Source organism: Colwellia sp. MEBiC06753, assembly GCF_053470325.1.
The window spans coordinates 1-21,083 of the sequence record NZ_JBQMTM010000011.1 but is presented as its reverse complement, the minus strand read 5'-3'; the positions used below and the strand labels follow the sequence as shown (position 1 = coordinate 21,083).

14 protein-coding genes and 1 pseudogene are annotated in these 21,083 nt (G+C 41.0%); 5 read left to right on the top strand and 10 right to left on the bottom strand.

Translation table 11 applies throughout. From position 1 onward, the window contains the following. The first annotated feature begins 2 nt into the window (after positions 1 to 2). Both ACOB82_RS09920 and ACOB82_RS09915 read left to right on the top strand, forming a co-directional pair. A complete protein-coding gene (locus tag ACOB82_RS09920; protein ID WP_448212829.1) occupies positions 3 to 560 on the top strand; it encodes a hypothetical protein in 558 nt (185 codons plus the stop codon). Next, positions 560 to 1,930, top strand: coding sequence for a sigma 54-interacting transcriptional regulator (locus ACOB82_RS09915; RefSeq protein WP_448212828.1), 1,371 nt, complete (start codon positions 560 to 562; stop codon positions 1,928 to 1,930). The genes ACOB82_RS09920 and ACOB82_RS09915 overlap by 1 nt, the downstream gene beginning before the upstream one ends. Here the strand turns inward: ACOB82_RS09915 and ACOB82_RS09910 are convergent. The 8 genes from ACOB82_RS09910 to ACOB82_RS09875 all read right to left on the bottom strand — a co-directional run bounded on the left by ACOB82_RS09910 (position 1,927) and on the right by ACOB82_RS09875 (position 16,059). After that, positions 1,927 to 6,216 carry a PAS domain-containing protein gene (locus tag ACOB82_RS09910; RefSeq protein WP_448212827.1) on the bottom strand — a complete coding sequence of 1,430 codons (4,290 nt, stop codon included), beginning with the start codon at positions 6,214 to 6,216 and terminating at the stop codon, positions 1,927 to 1,929. The two genes, ACOB82_RS09915 and ACOB82_RS09910, sit on opposite strands and share 4 nt — an antisense overlap. A 142-nt stretch (positions 6,217 to 6,358) precedes the next feature. Next, positions 6,359 to 6,820, bottom strand: coding sequence for a TlpA disulfide reductase family protein (locus tag ACOB82_RS09905; protein ID WP_448212826.1), 462 nt, complete (start codon positions 6,818 to 6,820; stop codon positions 6,359 to 6,361). 101 nt (positions 6,821 to 6,921) lie between these two features. Beyond that, the gene (locus ACOB82_RS09900; RefSeq protein ID WP_448212825.1) at positions 6,922 to 8,994 is read right to left on the bottom strand and encodes an ATP-binding protein; all 2,073 of its coding nucleotides are present in this window, start codon (positions 8,992 to 8,994) and stop codon (positions 6,922 to 6,924) included. Between the two features lie 42 nt (positions 8,995 to 9,036). Next, complete coding sequence (locus ACOB82_RS09895; protein WP_448212824.1) at positions 9,037 to 10,437, bottom strand: hypothetical protein; 1,401 nt, start codon at positions 10,435 to 10,437, stop codon at positions 9,037 to 9,039. After that, positions 10,427 to 11,779 (bottom strand): putative bifunctional diguanylate cyclase/phosphodiesterase, encoded by a 1,353-nt coding sequence (locus tag ACOB82_RS09890; protein WP_448212823.1) that lies wholly within the window; start codon positions 11,777 to 11,779, stop codon positions 10,427 to 10,429. The genes ACOB82_RS09895 and ACOB82_RS09890 overlap by 11 nt, the downstream gene beginning before the upstream one ends. Before the next feature lie 42 nt (positions 11,780 to 11,821). Then, the gene (locus tag ACOB82_RS09885; RefSeq protein ID WP_448212822.1) at positions 11,822 to 12,556 is read right to left on the bottom strand and encodes a response regulator; all 735 of its coding nucleotides are present in this window, start codon (positions 12,554 to 12,556) and stop codon (positions 11,822 to 11,824) included. 195 nt (positions 12,557 to 12,751) lie between these two features. Further along, the gene (locus ACOB82_RS09880; RefSeq protein ID WP_448212821.1) at positions 12,752 to 13,870 is read right to left on the bottom strand and encodes a PepSY-associated TM helix domain-containing protein; all 1,119 of its coding nucleotides are present in this window, start codon (positions 13,868 to 13,870) and stop codon (positions 12,752 to 12,754) included. A 50-nt stretch (positions 13,871 to 13,920) separates the two neighbouring features. Beyond that, positions 13,921 to 16,059, bottom strand: a complete 2,139-nt coding sequence (locus ACOB82_RS09875; RefSeq protein WP_448212820.1) for a TonB-dependent receptor — start codon at positions 16,057 to 16,059, stop codon at positions 13,921 to 13,923. A 382-nt stretch (positions 16,060 to 16,441) separates the two neighbouring features. Between ACOB82_RS09875 and ACOB82_RS09870 the strand changes: the two genes are divergently transcribed. From ACOB82_RS09870 to glpK, 3 genes are read left to right on the top strand one after another with little or no spacing between them, the layout of a single operon-like run. After that, positions 16,442 to 17,437, top strand: a complete 996-nt coding sequence (locus ACOB82_RS09870; RefSeq protein ID WP_448212819.1) for a YeiH family protein — start codon at positions 16,442 to 16,444, stop codon at positions 17,435 to 17,437. A 10-nt stretch (positions 17,438 to 17,447) separates the two neighbouring features. Continuing rightward, a complete protein-coding gene (gene glpD / locus ACOB82_RS09865; RefSeq protein WP_448212818.1) occupies positions 17,448 to 19,049 on the top strand; it encodes a glycerol-3-phosphate dehydrogenase in 1,602 nt (533 codons plus the stop codon). A 23-nt stretch (positions 19,050 to 19,072) separates the two neighbouring features. Beyond that, the gene (glpK, locus tag ACOB82_RS09860; RefSeq protein ID WP_448212817.1) at positions 19,073 to 20,551 is read left to right on the top strand and encodes a glycerol kinase GlpK; all 1,479 of its coding nucleotides are present in this window, start codon (positions 19,073 to 19,075) and stop codon (positions 20,549 to 20,551) included. A gap of 176 nt (positions 20,552 to 20,727) precedes the next feature. Here the strand turns inward: glpK and ACOB82_RS09855 are convergent, their stop codons facing one another. Both ACOB82_RS09855 and ACOB82_RS09850 read right to left on the bottom strand, forming a co-directional pair. Continuing rightward, positions 20,728 to 20,916 carry a hypothetical protein gene (locus tag ACOB82_RS09855; protein ID WP_448212816.1) on the bottom strand — a complete coding sequence of 63 codons (189 nt, stop codon included), beginning with the start codon at positions 20,914 to 20,916 and terminating at the stop codon, positions 20,728 to 20,730. Positions 20,917 to 20,958: 42 nt separating this feature from the next. Next, positions 20,959 to 21,083 (bottom strand): annotated as a pseudogene (locus ACOB82_RS09850) (IS1595 family transposase); the annotation flags it as partial.

Sequence of the window (21,083 nt, the reverse complement as noted above, 5' to 3'; positions counted from 1 at the left end):
CAATGAAAAAATTTCCTAAAAACGCCCCAATAATCGGCTTACTTATTAGCCTCTTGCTTACTGGCTGCAGTCAGTTCAGTGGTGCATTTTCTCAGCACTCTACCGGCGAAAAGCCAGTAGATTTAGGTGCTTATTATCAATGGATAAAAGCATTAGAGCCTAAACAATTATCAGCCGAAATAGCGCTGCAAAAGCAACGAGTGACGAATAACCAAACCAATGCACAAATTTACTTGCTTATGCTTCATAGTTTGCCTTCGGCGCCAATTCATAATCCTTATATTGCCAAGTCGATGCTTAATGATGGCGCGTTTAATCAATACCTGTTTGCCCATGTTTCTAGTGAAGATTTAGCCTTAATCACTTTGTTGCGCGATCAGTTGAACCAACAATTACTGTTGATACAAGCGCAAGAGAAGCAATCATCACAAAATAAGCAAACAATTGCCCAACTTAAGCTAACCAATACCATGAAACAAAATGCGATCAATTCTTTAAATGACAAAATCAAACAGCTCAAGGCTATTGAAGCTCAACTCAGTACTCGGGAGAATCAATAATGACTAGTCAAACTTTAGATCGTGCGTCAAAACGTATTGTTATTGTTGATGACGACCCAAGCTTGTTGCGTTTGCTCAGTATTCGACTATCCGCGGCTGGCTACCAAGTTGAATCGGCCGAAAATGCCAAAATTGCCTTAGGCATAATCTCCAGTGTTGAGCCAGATATGGTGATCAGTGATTTAAAAATGGAAGGCATGGACGGCTTTGCCTTGTTTGAGCAAGTTAGGCAACAAAAGCCACAACTGCCGGTTGTGATCATGACCGCTCATGGCACCATCCCCGACGCGATTAACGCCACCAAACAAGGGGTTTTCAGCTTTTTAACTAAACCATTTGAAAGTCAGGTTTTGTTGGAAACGGTAGAGCAAGCATTGAAGCTGCAACCTTCCGGTAATTCACCAGCTGATACCGAACATTGGCGCAAAGACATTATTAGCCGTAGCTCAAAGATGGCTCAGTTACTACAGCAAACTAAACAAGTAGCGCAAAGTGACTTTAGCTTATTAATTTATAGCCAAAGTGGCACTGGTAAAGAGTTGCTGGCTAAAGCTATTCACCAAGCAAGTCCTAGAAAAGATCAGCCATTTACCGCGATTAACTGTGCCGCGATCCCAGAAGCATTACTGGAGTCTGAGTTATTTGGTCATGTAAAAGGCGCGTTTACTGGCGCAGAAAAGCGTCATGTCGGTTTATTTGAAGCCAGTGATCAAGGTACCTTATTTCTTGATGAAATTGGCGATATGCCATTAAGTTTCCAAGTAAAACTGTTAAGAGCACTGCAAGAAAAGGAAATTCGGCCAGTCGGTAGCACCACAGCGGTAAGTGTTGATGTACGAATTATTTGCGCTACCCATAAAAACTTACGCAAAGCAATTTTAGAAGGGAAATTTAGAGAGGACTTGTACTATCGGTTAAATGTTGTCGAATTAGAGCTGCCACCGCTGTCAGAGCGCCGTGAAGACATTCCGCTTTTAGCCCAACATTTCCTAGCAAAGAAGAAAACTCAGGGCGGCAATACTAGGATCACTGGCTTTTCACAAGAAGCGATGGAACTATTAATCACTGCACCGTGGCCAGGGAATATTCGCCAACTTGAAAATGTCATTGAACAGAGCATCGCGCTATCAACAGAGCCAATTATTAGTGTTGACTTGATCAATAATGCCTTAAGAAATAAACCAAGCGGCTTACCTTCATTCCAAGAAGCACGTGATCAATTTGAACGAGACTATTTAGTAAAACTATTAAAATTAACCAACGGCAATATTACCCAGTCGGCAAAGATAGCTCAGCGTAATCGTACCGAGTTTTATAAATTGCTTAGTCGCCATCACCTAAGTCCGGAAGCATTTAGAGAGATAAACTAACGGGCAGTTATTTTGATGTACTGGTTAATCATTTTAGCCAGTGCAGCTTTATTTATTGGCTTAGCAAGGTAGTCGTTCATTCCAGCGGCCAAACATTTCTCTTTGTCGCCTGCCATTGCATTGGCGGTCATAGCAATAATAATCATATCTTGATGCTGTTTCCCTCCTTTACCCTGTCGAATGCTTTGTGTGGCTTTAAAGCCATCCATCTTCGGCATTTGAATATCCATTAATGCGAGGTCATAGCTTTGTTTTGCTTTATTAAGTATGGCTAGCGCCTCTAGACCGTCACCGGCAATATCACAATCAATACCAAGCTTATTCAATACCCCTTTCGCAACCATTTGATTAACGCGATTGTCCTCCACCAATAACACATTGACCTCATCAAATAACTCTTTATCGACAATATCGATATTAGGTTCATCGGTGCTGGTCAATTGCTCCGCGAGCGCTTGCGGCATCACAAGATGTTCGTCTTGGCCAAACACCAATGTGATGATATTAAGTAACTTAAATACCGTTACTGGCTTGGCGAGTTGATGAATTTTGTGCTCATTCGGTAATGAGCTATCCAATTTATCTTGCATATTGGTCAATAACACTAACTGACGTACGCCTAAGTTTTTGTATTGTTCAAGCGTTGCAACTAACCAGTCGTGCCCGTTATCAAACAACTGGTAATCAATTAGCAGTAAATCAAATGGTGTTGCTGTATCAAATCGTCGTTGCGCAAGCTCTAAGCCGTGTTGCACATCATTAGTTGTTTCGACTTCTAGCTGCCACGCAGTTAGTTGTTTCGCTAACATCTCACGATTAGACTTATTCGCATCTACAACTAAAACGGCACCTAATTCAGAAAAATTAGTTGAAGCTACTGAGGAACCTGCAACCTTACCAACCTTAATATCGCAAATAAAATGGCTGCCTATATCAAGTTCACTAATCACCTGAACATCGCCATCCATACGTGAACATAGGCGCTTAACAATCGTTAAACCTAAGCCCGTACCGCCATATTTTCGGGTGGTGGATGAGTCAACCTGACTAAAGCAATCAAATAACGCTGCTTGTTTTGATGGTTCAATGCCTATACCTGTATCACTAACCTTTAGCTTTAATCGCCATGCACCTGCATCGTCATCAATTAACATCAGCTTAACGGCAACTTCACCTTGGTGAGTAAACTTAATGGAGTTACTAATAAGGTTGGTAAGAATTTGGCGAATACGGCCAGGGTCGCCAATGATTTTGGCACTAGGTAATGCCGAAGTATCTAAAATAAGTTCAAGATTTTTAGATTGTGCAGGTAAGGCTAACGACTCAATTAACTCCCCTGTCATCTGCACTAAATCAAACGGTATCGCTTCTAACTCGAGTTTACCGGCATCAATTTTTGAGAAATCCAATATGTCGTTAATCAGCTGCAATAATGAGTTGGCACTACTTTGGGCAATATTGACCTTATGATGTTGCTCGGTGGTTAGTGGCGTATCCTCTAGCAATTCCAACATACCAATGACCCCATTCATTGGCGTTCTAATTTCGTGGCTCATGCTAGCCAAAAATTCATTTTTGGCGGTTGACGCAGCTTCGGCAGCAATTTTTGCTTGAGTTAAGGCAATTTCATTTTCAACTCGTTCAGTAATATCATAATTAACACCAACTAAATTAGTCACTCTGCCAGTCTCATCACTCTTACTGATTGCTGAGGCTTTAATATGCCTAACCTCGCCATTTGGCCAACGAATTCGAAATTGCGTATTAATCTTGCCACCGCGTTCAATTACGCTATTTAAAGTTGCACTAAGTTGCTCTATATCTTCTGGATGTAAAGCGCGCTTCCAAGCATCAATAGCCCCACCAAACTGCTTAGGTTCAACACCATAGATTTTGTACATCCAATCATCCCAAGTAATCTCATTGGTTAAGACATTCAAATCCCAAACACCAATCCCCGCGGAATCGGCGGCTAACGCCATTCGCTGGTTTTGATCTTGAATTAACAATTCAGTTGCTTTACGTTGGGAAATATCTATATGGGTACCTATCATGCGCTTAGGTTTGCCATCGGCTGTCCACTCTACGACCTTACCGTTATCATAAACCCACACCCAATGCCCAGCTTTATGCTTCATTCGCGTTTCAATTGAATAATAGGTAGTTTCACCTCGCCAGTGCCGTGCTAAAAGCTGTTCGGAACGAGCCAAATCTTCGGGATGAGCCAATTGCAACCAAGTATCAATGCTGACAGGTTCTAGCTCAGATAATCGATAGCCGACAATGTTAGCCCATCGCTCGTTAAACACAGTTCGGCCGGTTTCAATTTCCCAATCCCAAATTCCCACTTCGGTCGACTGCATAACAAATGCTAAACGTTCGTTACTTTCCGCTAACGCGCGCTGAGCTAAAACTCGCTGAGTGATATCTTGGAATGAACCATAAATACGCACGCAAACACCCTCTCTAAATTCGGCCTGACCATTACTGGCAACCCAAATTTCTCGACCTTTGGCGGTGGTCAGCTCCAACTCCTCATGAAATGGTTTACCATTTTTAATCAGCTCTTGAGTAAGCTCAACAATGCGACCACGATTAAAACCGGGTTTATAAAAAGCAATAGCGGCATCAAGTTCCGGCAGATAGTCTTGTTCAACTTCATGTATGGCTTTAGTTATTGGTGACCAATACAACTGGCTTTTCTCTAGGTTAAGTTCCCACGCACCAATCATTGCCAATTGGCCCATTTGTTCCATTAATTCCTGCTGAGAGTTCACTTGTTTGGCTTGTTTCATGGTTGATATTTCAAAACCAATCCACTGTGCAATTAATTGCACTAATTCCAATTCATTAGCGGTAAAAGGTGCAGGGTAAGGCTCAGGACTTGAAAAACTCAAAGTACCAACAGCTTGGCCATCTACTTTCAGTGGTGCACCAATATAAGCTTCTAAACCAAACTCTTGATAGCACGGGTGATAGCTGATCTCGCTTTCACCGGCTTTATGATATCCCACTGCTTTGTTAGCATTTAACGTATGTACACAATAAGTATTATTTAGCTCGAAAATATCACCGGGCTTAACGTTATCATCCTGCGCGCAAATAAAGTCGACTTTATAATCGTTACCTACAATTTCGCTCACTATCCCTAATGGCAATTGAAATAGTTGGCAACCAAAAACCAGCAACTGTTGAATTTTATTGGTGGAAGTTAAATGGGGATCAGCGGTAATTTCATGTAGTTTAGTCAGCGCCATGCCCATATATTTCTGCTCAGAAATATCATTTTGCAAAACAATATAGCTTTCAGTTCTTCGCAAAGCACTTTTAAGCGGAACCACTGTAGTAGAAAACCAAAATTCTCGGCCGTTTTTAGCACGCGTGGTTATTTCTTTACGCCAAACATAGCCTGACTGAATATGTTCGGCAATGGCACTGAAGTCTGCAGTGAGCTTGCCATCACTTAATAATATATCAAATGAGCAGCCATTGAGTTCATCAAGTGCATAACCATAAGTTTGGTAAAACTTTTCATTGCACAAAACAATTTGACCACTTAAGTCTAACTGGATCACTACCGAGTGCTTATTCATGGCAAATTGAAAATCTGCCACCCGATTGCGCTCCTGTGTTAAACGTTCATAGGTTTTCCCTAACCAGGCACGCATCGGCTTGAAAATTAGCCAAGCCACTAAAAAAATGGTGACGATAGTGACAACCCAGATGCCAGTTGCCAGATGTTTTAACTGTTCAATGTGAAAATTAGTAATCTTTTCATACAGTTTTACGACAGCATCTAGCTCAACTAATAACGATTGAGCGTTGAGTAAGTAAAATTGTGCCTGATATTGATTGGCGACGACTGATGAGTTTGCTATTAATATTGCTGAGTCTACAAAGTCATTAACTTTTTGATTCAGCCCCAAGCGCCCTTGATAACGTTGAGTAATCAATAACGCATGTTCATCTGATAGTTTAGTGAGTTTATTGTTAAGAAAGCGTTGGTTATCTTTCATGCGGTTAGCCGCATTAATCAATTCATTGGCCACTTCACTTTTGCTTTCACCTTTATATTGATTATTAATCAACGCTTGAGCATAAAGACTAATTTTTTGCGACAGCATGCGCTGCTCACCGGCTCGGTTGATTAGCTCAGCAAAGTCATCCTGTGCATTAAACTGACTTTCAAGCACAATGTAAGAACAAGTAACCAATACACCAATCAATACTAGTGCTAACAAATAGCGCTTAGTAAACCGGGAAAGTATGGATTGTGTGCTAAGCATGTACGCTTCCTTGATCACTCACATCGTTTGGTGTTTAGTTATTGACATTAAGCCTTACAACTTAGGTGAACTATTACTTCAACTTTCGATCATCGCAAGTTTGGCTAGCAATCTATCTTATTGATTAATTTCAATAACTTCTTTAATTAACCGTTAATAACTGCTCAATATGCTGCTGATATTTCACCTTTTTTTCCTGATTAAACCCCGTATGCCGAGCCACTATTTGCCCTTGTCGATCAAAAACAATACTACTGGGCATACCTTTTAGTTTATATGCTCGAGCAATTAAGCCTTTGGCGTCATAAATCACCGTTAAATCACTTGAAAGTTGCGCGAGAAATTCATCTGCATTGGCTTTGTCCGCATCTAAATTAACCGTAATCACTTTAAATCCTTGCTGCTGATATTTAGCTTGCACCTCGCTCATCCAAGGAAATGATTGTCGACAAGGAATGCACCATGACGCCCAAAAGTCGAGGTAAACAACATTGCCTTTATTGTTCGCTAGCGCCGCTTCAAGCTGCTGAGGTGCACTTAACTCCTCATCGGCGAATAAGGAAAAATGACAAAACAAAGTAACCACTAAAATAATTATTTTCATGTAATTTCAATAACCTATTAATTGACCTAATTATCATATGCTTAATTAAAGCTAACTTCAGCTTTAATTGTTCGCTTAAGCTATTCCTAAATTTCAATAATTTACACCGCTAGTTGTTGCTCGCTGATTAGCCCGATCACTTGAGCAAGTTCACTATTAATTGCGGGCATTAAGGCAGTAGCCGCTTGTATCTCATTTTTGGCTGCCAACTTCTCTAAACCAGCGCATAAAAGGTGTAACTTATCGGCACCGATATTACCTGCGGTACCTTTAAGCGTATGACTTGCAAGTTTTAATGCCTCTGTTTTTTCATCACTTAGCGCCTGTGTTATGTCATCAACCATTGCTGGTGCTTGTGCTTCTAACATAATTAACAGCTTTTTATAAAGCGCTACATTGCCAGTTAATCGCTTAATAGCTGCTGCGCTATTTAAGCTTAATGTTTGCTGCTCTGTATTTTTCTGCTCTGTATTTGGTTGATCTGTAATTTTTCGACCTGAAGCTTCCTGAGCTGGAGCTTCCAGGGTTTCACTTTGTTGTGCTTCATTTCTCACAACAGTATTGTCTACTTGCGAAACTTGCTGATTAGCCGCCTGCTGGGGCGCATACTCGATAAACCGTGTTAACAACGGGTATAACTTTGATGAGTCTATTGGTTTAGTTAAATATTCATCCATCCCAACGTTAACGCATTTTTCGCGTTCATCAGACATGGCATTGGCAGTAACGGCGATAATTGGCGTGGCGCAATATTGCTGACCAGCATCGCCTGCACGAATACGTTGAGTCGCCTGATAACCATCCATAATTGGCATTTGGCAATCCATCAAAATTGCGTCGATAACAGTGTTTGTGGCTGACGCTTCAATTAAACGTTCTATCGCTGTTATCCCAGAGTCAGCGACAATACTGTTGGCCTGTACTTGTTCAAGGAAATGGCACAAAATTTCAACATTTATATTGTTATCATCTACCACTAAAAAGGTTTTACCAGCAAGTATCGGAAAATCTAACATTTCATCTTCGAACTTAGTTAAAGAGCCTTTATATGCCGCTAAGCGCTGAGTATCAGCAGTGAACAGCTGTCCAAAGCTAATCATAGCTGTTGGTCGACTTAACAGCGCAAAAGCATTTCTCATTTCAGGATATGCCTCAGAGTGGCGAGTCAGCAAAATAGTTCTAGGCAGCAATTCAGCGTTTGATTTAATCGCTTCATATTCAGGATAATGAGTGTCAACAATCAAATAATCTACATCGTGCAAATTGCTATTAGTTTGCTCATCAATGGCGCCACCAAACATTTGGATCATGTTTTGCCACTTAGTAAGTAGGTATGGCTTTTCTATTAATAACTTAAATGATTTTCCCGCTAATATTTTTGGCGCTACACGCGATGTTGCTTGTGCTAACGGCGTATCTACATAAAAACTAAAGGTACTGCCTTGGCCTTTAACTGAGTTCACCGAAATATCACCAGCCATTAAATGACATAACTGCTGGCTAATCGCCAACCCTAAACCTGTGCCGCCAAATTGCGCTGCAATCGTGTTATCTGCCTGAACAAACGAGCGAAATAATTTAGGTTGCATTTCTTTATCTATGCCAATACCAGTATCATTAATAGCAACGTTTACCCTAACTTTATCAAGTAATTCACTCGTGCTGGCAACCACACTAACACTACCTTTAGGCGTAAATTTTAAGGCATTCCCTATTAGGTTATTTAAGATCTGAACAAAGCGACCATCATCCACCGCTATGGTTACATGCTTAATGCCAGTGACATCTACTTCAATATCAACATCTCTCTCTAAGGCTTGTGGTGATAATGAAATCACCGTATTTTCAATTACTGAACTAATATTCACTTGATGAATATCCAGCTCTAATTTACCCGCTTCAATTATGGATAAATCAAGCACATCATTAATTAGTTGGGCCAATGCACTCGCACTGGTATTCATCATTGCTAACAATGACTGCACAGGTTCAATATGTTGATGTTTCGCCATCAAACTTAAAGAGCCTAATAAGCCATTGAGGGGGGTGCGCATTTCATGGCTAATAGTTGAAACAAACTGACTTTTAATATTGGAGTGCTTTATTGCGCGCTCCCGCTCTATCTCTAATTCTTTGGTGCGGTCTTTCACTTGTTGCTCAAGTGACTCATTCATCGCCTGTATTTCTTGCTCATGCTGTATTTGTTCATAAATATCTTACATAAACAAGGCATTACCTATTTTCTGGTAATTTTCGTCTAATATTGGCGATGTTTTAATGCGGATATCACGGCCACTCGCAGGCGCTTTAATGGTAAAGTCGATATTTTTTAAGTCTTTATACTTTTTAACTTTTTCTACTATTTCGGCGGGAAAAATCTCGGTATTGGCAAGCGATTCTTTGCCACTAATACTGCCAAGGGCAGGAAATAGCTCAATAGCAGCTAGGTTAAACGTTTCAAGCTCAAGCTGATTATTAACCGCGATAATACCATCAGACGCCCCTTGAATAATGGCTTCAAATTCTGTGCGAGTTCGTCTAAGTTGCGCCAAACTTCGAGTATAAGAAAATAAGAAGGTGCTAACTACTGCAACGCCTAAAATAAAAACAGCTAAATAGCCGAGTGAAGATAGACGTTTATCAAATAATAATGCGTCAAAATCATCTCTTGGGAACATATTAATTAATTGAAATTGGGAGGCACCGCCAATCGCGGCGGGGGCAAACTTTAGTGTTTGCGAATAAGATAAATAACTAGCTTCATCTTGTTGTTTAAGTAGTGATAAGTTTTGCCAGTGCCAAGGTAAGTTTTGATAAACGCTAGTTAACGTAGTTTCAGGTGATAAGTCCTTAGTAAACTGTAAATTTGCATTCGGGTGCTCAATTATATGGCCGTCCTGATCTAACAGCAAAAACTGAGCGTCATGGGAATTACTAATACTTTGAAGTGTATCTATCAGCTGACGGGGCGTGACATTAATGACCAACAAGGTCTGTAATTGGTTATTCTGATCATAAATTGGCGTTGCAAAGCGAATGGTCGGTTTTAACGGATACTCTATCGCACCATTTTCTCGGTTAAGGTTTAGTTCTGAGGTATAAATAGTGCCTTCCGACAGTTTTATTGTCTGCTGCACGTAATCGTGTTCAAATTTATTTTGCAACTTTGCCGCTGGTATTCGTTTAATACTATTGCCCAGTAAATCCACTCTAACTAGTTCTTTACCTGAATTCGCATCAATTAATCGTAACTGCATAATGTCAGCATAATTTCCGGCTAATGAAGTAAAGATTGCCGCTAATCTATTTTCCCATTGGGCTAAATACGTACCATCTAGCGGGTCAACACCGTCATTGGCTCGCGTTCGATTTATTCCTTGAATGGGCGGGGTGTCTTTTAAAAAATTTAAATGACGAGATTGGCGGCGTAAAAACTCATTAAACAGACTTGCCTGCTCACGGCTGGCATCTTCCAAGTTATCTAATACTTCAGTATTGGTGGCATTTATTTGGCTGGTATCTTGTACTTTTACAATCCATACCACTAAACATATAAACAGAAAAATTAAGACCGGCACAAAAAACTTTTTTAACGTGACAAACTGCTTAATGGTCATATTTTACCTTTTCGTTTTTAGTTAAAAGCCGCTCAAAATCAGTGCTCGGCACAGGTTTACTAAAGTAATACCCTTGACCAATATCACAGCCTAGTTCTAATAGTTTAGTACAATGCGCCTTTGTTTCTATACCCTCTGCAATAATCGTTAATCCTAACGCGCTGGCTAGGCTGATAATTGCTTTGACGATACTCAAGCTTTGTTCGTCGTCTAACATATCAAAGACAAACGACTGATCAATTTTCAAAATATGGACATCGAAAAATTTAAGATATGAAAGGCTAGAATAGCCAGTACCAAAATCGTCAATTGAAATCGAAATATTAGCCGCTTTAAATTGATTGAGCAGCGTGCGGGTTTCGTCAAAATCATTCATCAAGGCCGACTCAGTCAGCTCTAATTCTAAATACTGGTGCGGCAGTTGAGTTTGGTTAAGTGTTGCTAATACTTCTTGATAAAAATTAGGGTTAGCAAATTGTTTAGCCGCAATGTTTACCGCTACTTTCAACGGATAGCCCGCTTGTAACCAGTGATAAGCCATATCACAGCTTTTACGTAACACTTGCTGACCAAGTTTATTAATTAAACCAATATCTTCAGCAATCGGAATAAACTCAATAGGGGAAATATATTTATTATTATGTCGCAGTCGCACTAATGCTTCAGCCGCAATAATCTGCTGGGTTTGTAAGTCAATTTGTGGCTGGAAATGCACTTCAAGCGTATCGTGCTCAATTGCATGGCGTAAAATAATTTCAGTACGGTGGTGCTGCAATAACTTGGCTTCAAGTTCATTAGAGAAAAATGAATGTTGATCCCGTCCTTGCTCCTTGGCACGATAAACCGCAACGTCAGCATGGCGCATCATTTCTTCTTCGCTATCAGCATCAATCGGATACAAACTAACTCCGATACTAACGGTTAATTTATAGTGCTTACCGTCTAGCTCAAACGGCGCTCGAAATGCTTCGACAATACCTGCAGCAATGCTATTAATCTCACGATAATTATTTAAGTTTGGCACCAATAGCACAAATTCATCACCACCTATTCTAGCTAAAGTACTGCTTGCCCCTTCAAAGCGTCTTAATCGATCCGCCATAAGCTGAATAACTTTGTCGCCAGCATAATGGCCAACGGCATCGTTCAATAACATAAAGCGATCTATATCAATTAATAACAAGCCAGTAATAGTTTGAGTTTCTTTGGCAATTTTAATGGCTTGAGAGATGCGGTCGTGAAGCAAAATACGATTAGGTAAATCGGTAAGCTGATCATGATTAGCCATATGGTTCATTTTCACACCCAGGGCAATTGCTTCGCTCACATCATGAAATGCCATCACCGCTCCAATGGTTTTGCCATTGTATTTAATTGGTGCTGCCTAGTCTTCAATGCGATAAGTTGTACCTGCCCGACTGACTAATTGGCAATTAAGTGCCAAAGCAACATTTCGGTTTTGCTCTAACGCTAAACGAACTGGGTTGATAATTTGATGTTTGGTTTCTGCATCACGAATTTCCATGATATTTTCAATCGGTCGTAACTTTGCTTCTTTATTGCTCCAGCCGGTCATATGCTCAGCTATTGGGTTTAAATGAGTAATTCTACCGTCACAGTCTATAGCCACCACAGCATCACCTATTGAATTAAGTGTAACCTTAAACCACTCTTTTTCTTTATGAGCCTGTTGCTGGGCTATTTTTAATGCAGTTTGTGTTTGTTGTAATTGAATATGGTTATTCACCCGCTGGCGACAAATGCTGCCATCGATTGGCTTAGATAAAAAGTCAATGCCGCCTTTAGCTAACGCCTGATGCTCTACTTCTACTTGAGTATGAGAAGTAACAAATATTACTGAAATATCGGCGGTTTCGGGTTCACTTTTTAACTTTTCGCAAAGGGTGATACCATCCATTTCCGCCATTTCAATATCTAACACCGCGACACATGGGTGTACAGTTTGCACGATATTTAGCGCTTCTTGACCACTTGCCGCACAATGTATATCTCCAAGGCCATCAAGTACTGACGCTAGGATCAATAAACTTGCAGGGTCATCATCTACCACCAAAATTGATGGGGTCGGTAATTGCTCAAATCCATTTTCGCTCATCATTCCACTCAACTTTAGTTTAAATAACCTATGTTGCTAATTGGTTTCACAAGATGTTAGGTAAAACTATAGTACATTTTTTAAACTAAATGTTTTAAATGCAATCAAGCACTTAGGTTTTACATTGTCTTAACAAAAAGACAGTAATGGCGAGAGACAACTGCGGCTAGCGCTGTAGACTAGTGCTATATATAAACGCTATTTTTTACGATGTTTGAGTTGCCTGATGTAACTTAGTAACCCAGTGATAGATAACCAAAATAAGTAAATGCCTGCGATACATATCAACACTTGGTAAATTCCGTTAATGCCATAGCCGCTATGTAAGGGGTAAAGTTGGTTAATTAATCGATATTGCCACGGCACCTGATCTGAGCGCGGCGATAACGTAATACTGGCAGTTAACGCATCAACATTAACGGAAGTGCGACCATTCGGGTGCCACTCGTCAGTTAAGCGAAAACGGAAACGATAAAAGTTCGCTTCGTGCTGTGGAAAACGAATATAGGTTGGCCAGCTATTTTCAAGCTGTTGTTGTTGAGCTAACGCTAGCGCATCAGCAGCATTAATCTGCTTGACTGAACTACCGACATTCGAGTTGCCAGTATCTAAGTTACTGAATTGATTAATCGGTTGAATGTGAGTTTGTGAACTAATCACCTTATTCGGTAATGACGATAATAACGGTGAGACCAGCTTTTGCCATAACATAATGGCACCAGTTAAGGTAATAATGATAAGCATTGGCGCCGCAACAATACCTGAGTGGCGGTGCAGTTGTAGTGCCGTTTTTTGTGGCACCGCACCAGGTTTACTAAAGCGCCAGCGAAAGCCTCTTCGCCCAGGCCACCACAACCAAATACCGGTGAAAATTAACACCAAGGCAAATATACCTGAAATAAGCAATATCACTTGGCCAGCTTTATCTAGCAGCAATTTCGTGTGTAAATGATGTAAATAGCTAAAGCCAGTGAGTACCATCAAATTATCTTGGTACGGGGTTAAACTGCCAATTCGATATAGCTGATGATGTTGATGCTTATCAGTCAAGGTCCAATAAGGCTCTTGCGCGTTTGGCGCTTTAACTCTTGCTGCCTGTTGCAGGTTAGCCAATAACGCTATTTGATTGAGCTCATCAGATAATGTTGCCAAGCTATAGTCGCTTGGCAGTGCCGCCTGCTGCGTCACCAATAGTTGGATAAGCGGCTTTTTATACGCCAATATACTGCCGGTTATCGCCATTAAAATTAATGGTAATAACGCCGCTAAACCTAACCAACGGTGCCAAAATCTCAAACGAAAAACTGCAGGCTTCATAAACTCACATTAATTAAGGGCTCCATTAATTAGGAGCCCTGTTCAGCTCATTAAAAACTAACTTGGTAAGATAAATTAATACTGCGACCCATACCTTTAAAGTTACGCTTATCATTAGGGTTAGATTGCGAATAATAAGTAAAGTAATCAGTATTAGTTAGGTTTTGAACGCCTAAAGTGAACGCCCCTTGCGCTACTTCCATGGTCGCACTTAAATCAACTGTGGTATAGCCATCAAATTGATTAATCACTTCACCTTCACCATTTTCACGGTCACGATCGAGTAAATGATTCACTTGTAAACGTGTAACCAAATTATCTGACCATGTGCGATCCCAGCTTAAGTTAATTCGATCTGGCGCGATATTTGAGCCGCCTAAATCAGTATCAACCCGGCCATCTTGATCTGAATCATAACGACCATCAGCAACCGCTAATCTTACGCCTAGTAAATCGGTATTGGTTGCCGTCCAGTTAATACGGAACTCGATGCCGTCAACTTCAGTTTTTTCACGTTTGACGGTGTAAATGCCATCTTCACCACGCTGTAATCGCTGACCAAAATCAGAGTCAGAGGTGTAATACGCGAGTTGCGCTTGTAAGTCCATACCTGCGTATTCAACGCCAAATTCAGTGTTTTCGGTTAAAATAGGCGTTAAATCAAGGAAAGTTTCAACATTTTGATCAGGTACATTAATACCACGCAGTACTCGACCAACATCTGGCATTGAGAATGCTTCAGAATAATTCGCAAATACGCGCCATTGCTCAGTCAACTGATAGGTACCGCCTAAATTGTATAGCGTTTGTGAAAACTCTGGGCTACCGCCGTTAACAAACTGGCTGCCGTAAGATGCTAACGTAGTAAAATCATCAACATTTAGTTTCGACTTTTCATGGCGAATACCAGCCGTTACCGTATACGGTGCATCGCTAGAAAACTCTAATTGTGCATAAGGTGCGTAGTTACGGTATTCCGTCGTTGGCACCCAAGCGCGTCCGGTTTGAATTAACGCCTGCCAAGTTTTATCTTTTAGTACGTCTAGGCCGTAAACTAAATCAAGTGGCATATCGAATAACTTACGCTTAACTAAGGTAACTTTCATACCGCTTTTTTCTGAATTATTTTGCGATTGATCGATCAAATCATCACCGTAAGCAGGGTCTTGGAAAGTTTTAATTGGCGTAGCTTCTGCGCCGTAAGTTGCTTCAAAATCTTGACGGAATAATTGAACCGCTAGTTGATGATCAAAGAAAGACTGATGCTGGTAATTTAGGCTAATAGTTGTCACATCATTTTGCGCAGCATCACCATTGACTTGACCTTTAATAGCAGAGCTTGGAATACCGGCATCTACATCACCAACCACTGAGATCCAGTTATTATTGCCTTCAATTTGGTAACGGTTAGCCATTACTTCTAAACGCTGGTTTTCCCAGTTGTAACCCGCTTTAATAAAACCATCAAAGGTTTTTGAGTCAACGGTATCGCCTTGCGTGTTATCAACACCGATAATATCGCCATTGGCATCATAAGCCATACCTGTACTGCGATAAGTTAAGGCAGCTAAGACATCAGCATTTTGCCAGTTATTAGCAACACTATAGTTGATACCCCAATCGCTGCTTTCTGCGATATCTTCAGTTTGCAAACCACCGTCAACACGAACTTTTTGCATTAAACCTTGCTCTGGCTTTTTAGTAATTAAGTTAATAATACCGCCAGCAGCACCTAAGCCATGAATCGCATTAGCACCGTGAAGTACTTCAACACGCTCAATTAAAAATGGGTCAATTGTATGGCCATCTCGACCACCACTACGCAAAGGGTTTGACTGAGGAACACCATCAATTAAGTACAAGGGCTTACGACCACGTAAGCTTTCCCCGGCGCTGGTCATTTTTTGACGACTTGGTGAAAAACTTGGTACTAAATTACCTAATACCGTTGATAAATCGTGATTTAATGACAACTGTTGCTGCAACTCAGTTTCATCAATGACTGTAATTGTGTTTGGGATTTGACTTAACGGTCTAGCCACACGAGAAGCGGTAACAACAATTGTTTCAACTTCATCAGCACTTGCGTTGGCGGAAGTATCGGCGTTGGTATTTTCTGCAAATGCCGGTGTCATAATCAATTGTCCAGCGATAATCGCACAACAAACTTTTGATAAATTAAATGTCATTCTTTTTCCTAGTAAGCGAGCTACGGGAGAGTATCAATTAAACGAAGGACTCGAAATATAAATGATAACCATTCTTATTACAATGTCTATTTAGGTTGGTATAATAACTATTAGCGACTTTTAGTCGATGCTTGAAGACATGTTTGAACAAAGCAAACGCGGTCGTTTAACTAGCAACAGCGAATAAATTCATACAAGTTGGCTTAAATCGAGTTATTTAAAAACCAATGATAAATAGTAATAAAGTAGCCTAAAGGTTAAAGTGAATTAATCCTTGAATTAAAGTGCCTTGTCCCAATTAAAAAGCGCAATTAGAAAGCGCTATTAATCAAGGAGACTTAATCAAAAATACTTAACTTGAATACGTAACTTGAATAGTTTTATGGCGTCTGGATATCTCAAATTAAAAGTAAACCTGCCAGGTGTTGCAACTGCAACCCTTATCGGCTTAGCGGCCATGTTTCTCTCAGAGCATTATGGCGCACCTGCCATGCTGTTTGCGTTGTTACTTGGCATTGCATTTTCATTTTTGCATCAAGAAACGAAGTGTAAAGCTGGCATAGAATTTACCGCAGCCACCATACTTCGCATTGGTGTGGCACTATTAGGTTTTCGTATTGCCTTTAACGATCTTATTGCACTAGGTTGGTCAACCGCGTTATTACTTATTGCGGCAATCATCTCGACAATCATTCTCGGTACAACCTTAAGCAAAGCTTTAGGCCTTAGCCGGCGCTTTGGCGCACTTACTGGCGGCGCGGTAGGTATCTGTGGCGCTTCGGCTGCCATGGCGATATCGTCAATAATGCCAGAAAATGAACACAAAGAGCGCGATACCTTGCTAACCATTATTGGGGTAACTGCGCTGTCAACGCTTGCTATGGTCTGCTACCCAATTATTGCCAACTACCTAGGATTGACTGAATACCAAACCAGCATTTTTCTCGGTGGGACTATTCATGATGTTGCTCAAGTGGTTGGTGCAGGTTATTCGGTATCCGAGCAAACAGGCGATTTATCGACCTTAGTGAAATTGGTACGGGTCAGCTTCTTAATGCCGGTTGTGTTAATAATGTTGTTGGTGATTAAGCGAAAATTTCAAGTTCATAGCCCCGACGCTAAACCGATTGGATTTCCGCCTTTTTTAGTGGCTTTTATCGTCATTATGGCGATTAACTCCTTAGTAAACCTACCAAGTGAAATAACCGATACCGCGACAGAAATTAGCCGTTTTGCACTAATCATTGCCATTGCTGCTATCGGCATGAAATCGAATTTAAGCAAGCTCGCTTGTGTCGGAATAAAACCCATTATTTTGATGGTTATAGAAACAACTTGGTTAGCGCTGTTTATACTAATAGCATTGCAATACCTTTGATAGGCTCAAAATGAGTAACCCATTGACCAATTCACCCCCCGTCAATTGGCAGTCAGACAATTCACAGCACTATGATCTGGTTATCATAGGTGGCGGTGTCAATGGCGCAGGGGTTGCTGCAGATGCAGCAAGTAGAGGTTTACGAGTGTTACTTTGTGAGCAAAACGATCTGGCATCGGCCACATCGTCTAAATCTAGCAAGCTGATACATGGTGGCTTACGTTACCTAGAACATTTCCAATTTTCGTTAGTCAAAAAAGCGTTAACCGAACGCGAAGTGTTACTAAAAAATGCCCCTCATATTATTCAGCCATTACGTTTTGTATTACCTCATCAGCCCCATTTGCGCCCAGCCTGTTTAATCAGACTTGGGCTGTTTTTATATGACCATTTAGCTAAGCGCAGCGCCTTACCTGATTCACAAGCCATTAATTTTAATAGTGAATCACCTTTGAAGCCTAAATTTACACAAGGGTTTATTTATGCAGATGCTTGGGTTGATGACGCACGCCTGGTGGTTCTAAATGCGTTAACTGCAAAGCAAAATGGCGCAGATATTCTTAATTACTGCCGCTGTACTCATGTCGAGCAATGTGCTCCTGTAGAAAAAAGTACTCCTGAAGAAAAAAGTACTCCTGCCGAACAAACTAATCATGTTGATCAAAGTAACGGCCATTGGCGAATTACGTTAACCCCACAAACGGGTGAAGATTTTTATGTAACCTGTGATGCTTTGGTTAATGCTGCTGGCCCTTGGGTTTCTTCACTGTTTGATCTAATTGATAATTACCAATCGCCAAGGCAAATTCGCTTAGTTAAAGGCAGCCATATTGTTGTGCCTAAAGTACACGAAAGTGACGATGCCTATATCTTACAAAACCCCGATCGCCGTATTGTCTTTGTTTTACCGTTTGAACAAGAGTTTTCGTTAATCGGCACGACAGATGTTGAATATACTGGCTCGCCAAGTGACGCGACGATTAGTGTTCAGGAAGTTGATTACCTAATTAACGTAAGTAATCAATATTTCAAACGGCAATTAACTCGCAACGATATCATTCATACCTTCGCTGGCGTAAGACCACTGCTTGATGATGAAGCTGAGCAGGCTCAAAACGTCAGTCGCGACTACACCATAGAGCAAAATTGGCATCATAACAGGCTGCCATTAATTTCAGCATTTGGCGGTAAAATTACTACCTACCGAAAACTCGCTGAAACCGTTGTTGATGCACTAGCACCAAGATTTCCGTTGATGAAGCCTTGTACTACCCAATGTACGCCATTATCAGGTGGCGACTTTAGCAATAGAGCGGATTTGTTCAATCAGCTTAGTGCTTGCTATCAATTTATCCCAAAACAAGTGTTGTCACGTTACATTCGCAGTTATGGCACCAATACCTTAGTACTACTTGAAAATATTGCTGCGCTTAGTGCAATGGGCGAAGACTTTGGTCATGGCTTGTACCAAATCGAAGTCGATTACCTTGTTAACCATGAATGGGCAAGGTACGCCGACGATATTTTATGGCGTCGCAGTAAGTTAGGACTAAAATTTAACCAGCAGCAACAACATAGGTTAGCCGAATATTTAGCTGCTAAAGGCGGCTAAAGGCAATTAAACTCGGAGCGTCAATGAGCAGATTTATTTTATCAATTGACCAAGGCACAACCAGCTCACGCGCCATCATTTTCAACCAACAAGGCGAGCTAGTGCATTCGGTAATGCAGGAGTTTCCACAGTATTACCCTGAAAATGGCTGGGTTGAACATAACCCTGACGATATTTTACAAACAGTACTGGCAAGCTGTAAGCAGGTGTTATTAGAGGCAAAAATCAATGCCAGTGAAATTTCAGCATTAGGCATATGTAATCAGCGGGAAACCACATTAGTGTGGGATAGAGCCACAGGTAAACCAATATACAATGCCATTGTTTGGCAAGACCGACGCACAGCCCAATATTGCCAACAACTTGATCAACAAGGGCATGCACAACAGATCACTGAGAAAACCGGCTTACTGATTGATCCTTACTTTTCAGCGACAAAAATTCGCTGGATTTTAGACAATGTAGAAGGCGCAAGAGCGGCAGCCGCGCAAGGACAGCTGGCTTTTGGTACGGTAGATAGTTATTTACTTTGGCATTTAACCGAAGGGAAATCTCATTTTACTGATGCAACCAACGCCAGCCGCACGTTAATTTATAATATTCATCAACACTGTTGGGATCAGGAGTTACTCGCGTTATTCGAGATACCGGCCAGCATGTTACCTGAGGTAAAAAACAGTGCTGATAATTTTGGTGTATGTCGGTTATTTGGCCATCCCATGGTTATCGCGGGTATTGCTGGTGACCAACAAGCAGCACTAATAGGCCAAGGATGTTTCAGTCCAGGTATGGCAAAAGGTACCTATGGCACCGGTTGTTTTGTCATGGTCAATACTGGGCCAAGTCCTTTGGCTTCAAGCAATCAGTTATTAACGACTATCGCTTATCAACTTGACGGAAAAGCAAGTTACGCAGTAGAAGGTAGCATTTTTATCGCAGGGGCTGTTGTGCAATGGCTGCGAGATAACCTTGGTTTATTTGACCAAGCCGAAGACACGGAAATACTATTACCACAAGTGGCTATCGATCATGGTGTCTATTTTGTACCGGCGTTTACTGGGCTTGGCGCTCCCTATTGGGATCCTGACGCACGCGGTGCCATTACTGGCTTAACCCGAGCGTCAGGCATTAATGAAATTGTTTGTGCAGGCATTCAATCAGTGGCTTATCAAACCAAAGATTTGATGTTGGCCATTGCCCAAGATGGCTTTACTATTCACACCATGCGCATTGATGGTGGCATGTCTGCCAATAATTGGTTTATGCAATTTTTAGCGGATATTTTAGCGATAACCATAGAGCGTCCGCTTACAGTTGAAACTTCTGCTTTGGGTGCAGCTTATTTAGCGGGATTACACGTTGAAGTTTACCAATCAACCGATCATATTCAGCAACTTTGGCAAAATGAACGCCGTGCTAAGCCAACGTTAGATAATGATCAGGTTGCGAAATTATACCTTGGCTGGCAACAAGCGGTTGCTAAGGTTTTATCAAAACCCTAGCGACTTAAATACCGTATATACACTTATGACTATTGTGATTTACCCATTAACTCTAGCCATTAATGCACTAAGTAAATATCGGTAATTCTTTTCACATTATCTACATTTACTCATTGAGTAGTTAGCTCTTTACAGCCCATTATTGCTGTTTAAAAAAGTAGCATTAGCTTTCAAGCTTATTTGCTTTCTTTATCAGATGAAGCTATTGCAGCCCCTAGTGCTACGCCAACAGCAATTCCCAAGCCAAGGCTAGTGCCTATTTCACCAGAGTTGTAGCCAATTGCCGCACCTAAAATAGCACCTATTACAAAGCCTATCACCACCGACCGTTCATGCTTATTTTTGCTATTGCTTTCAACGCACATATTTCACCCAAACGTCATCTGCATTCCTAAATATTGACAAGGCTATGTTCCCATTAACTGTTGTTGAATGCGAAATAGCTTGTTTTCATTAAGGTTTCCTGGAGCATCCATATACCTGAACCAACCAAGGTAATGATCAAGGTACTTTGTGGCGACTCCATGAAACC

Excerpts from the sequence above, each read along its gene's own strand:
- ACOB82_RS09920 (WP_448212829.1), top strand. The coding sequence starts at position 3 with ATGAAAAAATTTCCTAAAAACGCCCCAATAATCGGCTTACTTATTAGC.
- ACOB82_RS09915 (WP_448212828.1), top strand. The coding sequence starts at position 560 with ATGACTAGTCAAACTTTAGATCGTGCGTCAAAACGTATTGTTATTGTT.
- ACOB82_RS09910 (WP_448212827.1), bottom strand. The coding sequence starts at position 6,216 with ATGCTTAGCACACAATCCATACTTTCCCGGTTTACTAAGCGCTATTTG.
- ACOB82_RS09905 (WP_448212826.1), bottom strand. The coding sequence starts at position 6,820 with ATGAAAATAATTATTTTAGTGGTTACTTTGTTTTGTCATTTTTCCTTA.
- ACOB82_RS09900 (WP_448212825.1), bottom strand. The coding sequence starts at position 8,994 with ATGAATGAGTCACTTGAGCAACAAGTGAAAGACCGCACCAAAGAATTA.
- ACOB82_RS09895 (WP_448212824.1), bottom strand. The coding sequence starts at position 10,437 with ATGACCATTAAGCAGTTTGTCACGTTAAAAAAGTTTTTTGTGCCGGTC.
- ACOB82_RS09890 (WP_448212823.1), bottom strand. The coding sequence starts at position 11,779 with ATGGCATTTCATGATGTGAGCGAAGCAATTGCCCTGGGTGTGAAAATG.
- ACOB82_RS09885 (WP_448212822.1), bottom strand. The coding sequence starts at position 12,556 with ATGATGAGCGAAAATGGATTTGAGCAATTACCGACCCCATCAATTTTG.
- ACOB82_RS09880 (WP_448212821.1), bottom strand. The coding sequence starts at position 13,870 with ATGAAGCCTGCAGTTTTTCGTTTGAGATTTTGGCACCGTTGGTTAGGT.
- ACOB82_RS09875 (WP_448212820.1), bottom strand. The coding sequence starts at position 16,059 with ATGACATTTAATTTATCAAAAGTTTGTTGTGCGATTATCGCTGGACAA.
- ACOB82_RS09870 (WP_448212819.1), top strand. The coding sequence starts at position 16,442 with ATGGCGTCTGGATATCTCAAATTAAAAGTAAACCTGCCAGGTGTTGCA.
- glpD (WP_448212818.1), top strand. The coding sequence starts at position 17,448 with ATGAGTAACCCATTGACCAATTCACCCCCCGTCAATTGGCAGTCAGAC.
- glpK (WP_448212817.1), top strand. The coding sequence starts at position 19,073 with ATGAGCAGATTTATTTTATCAATTGACCAAGGCACAACCAGCTCACGC.
- ACOB82_RS09855 (WP_448212816.1), bottom strand. The coding sequence starts at position 20,916 with ATGTGCGTTGAAAGCAATAGCAAAAATAAGCATGAACGGTCGGTGGTG.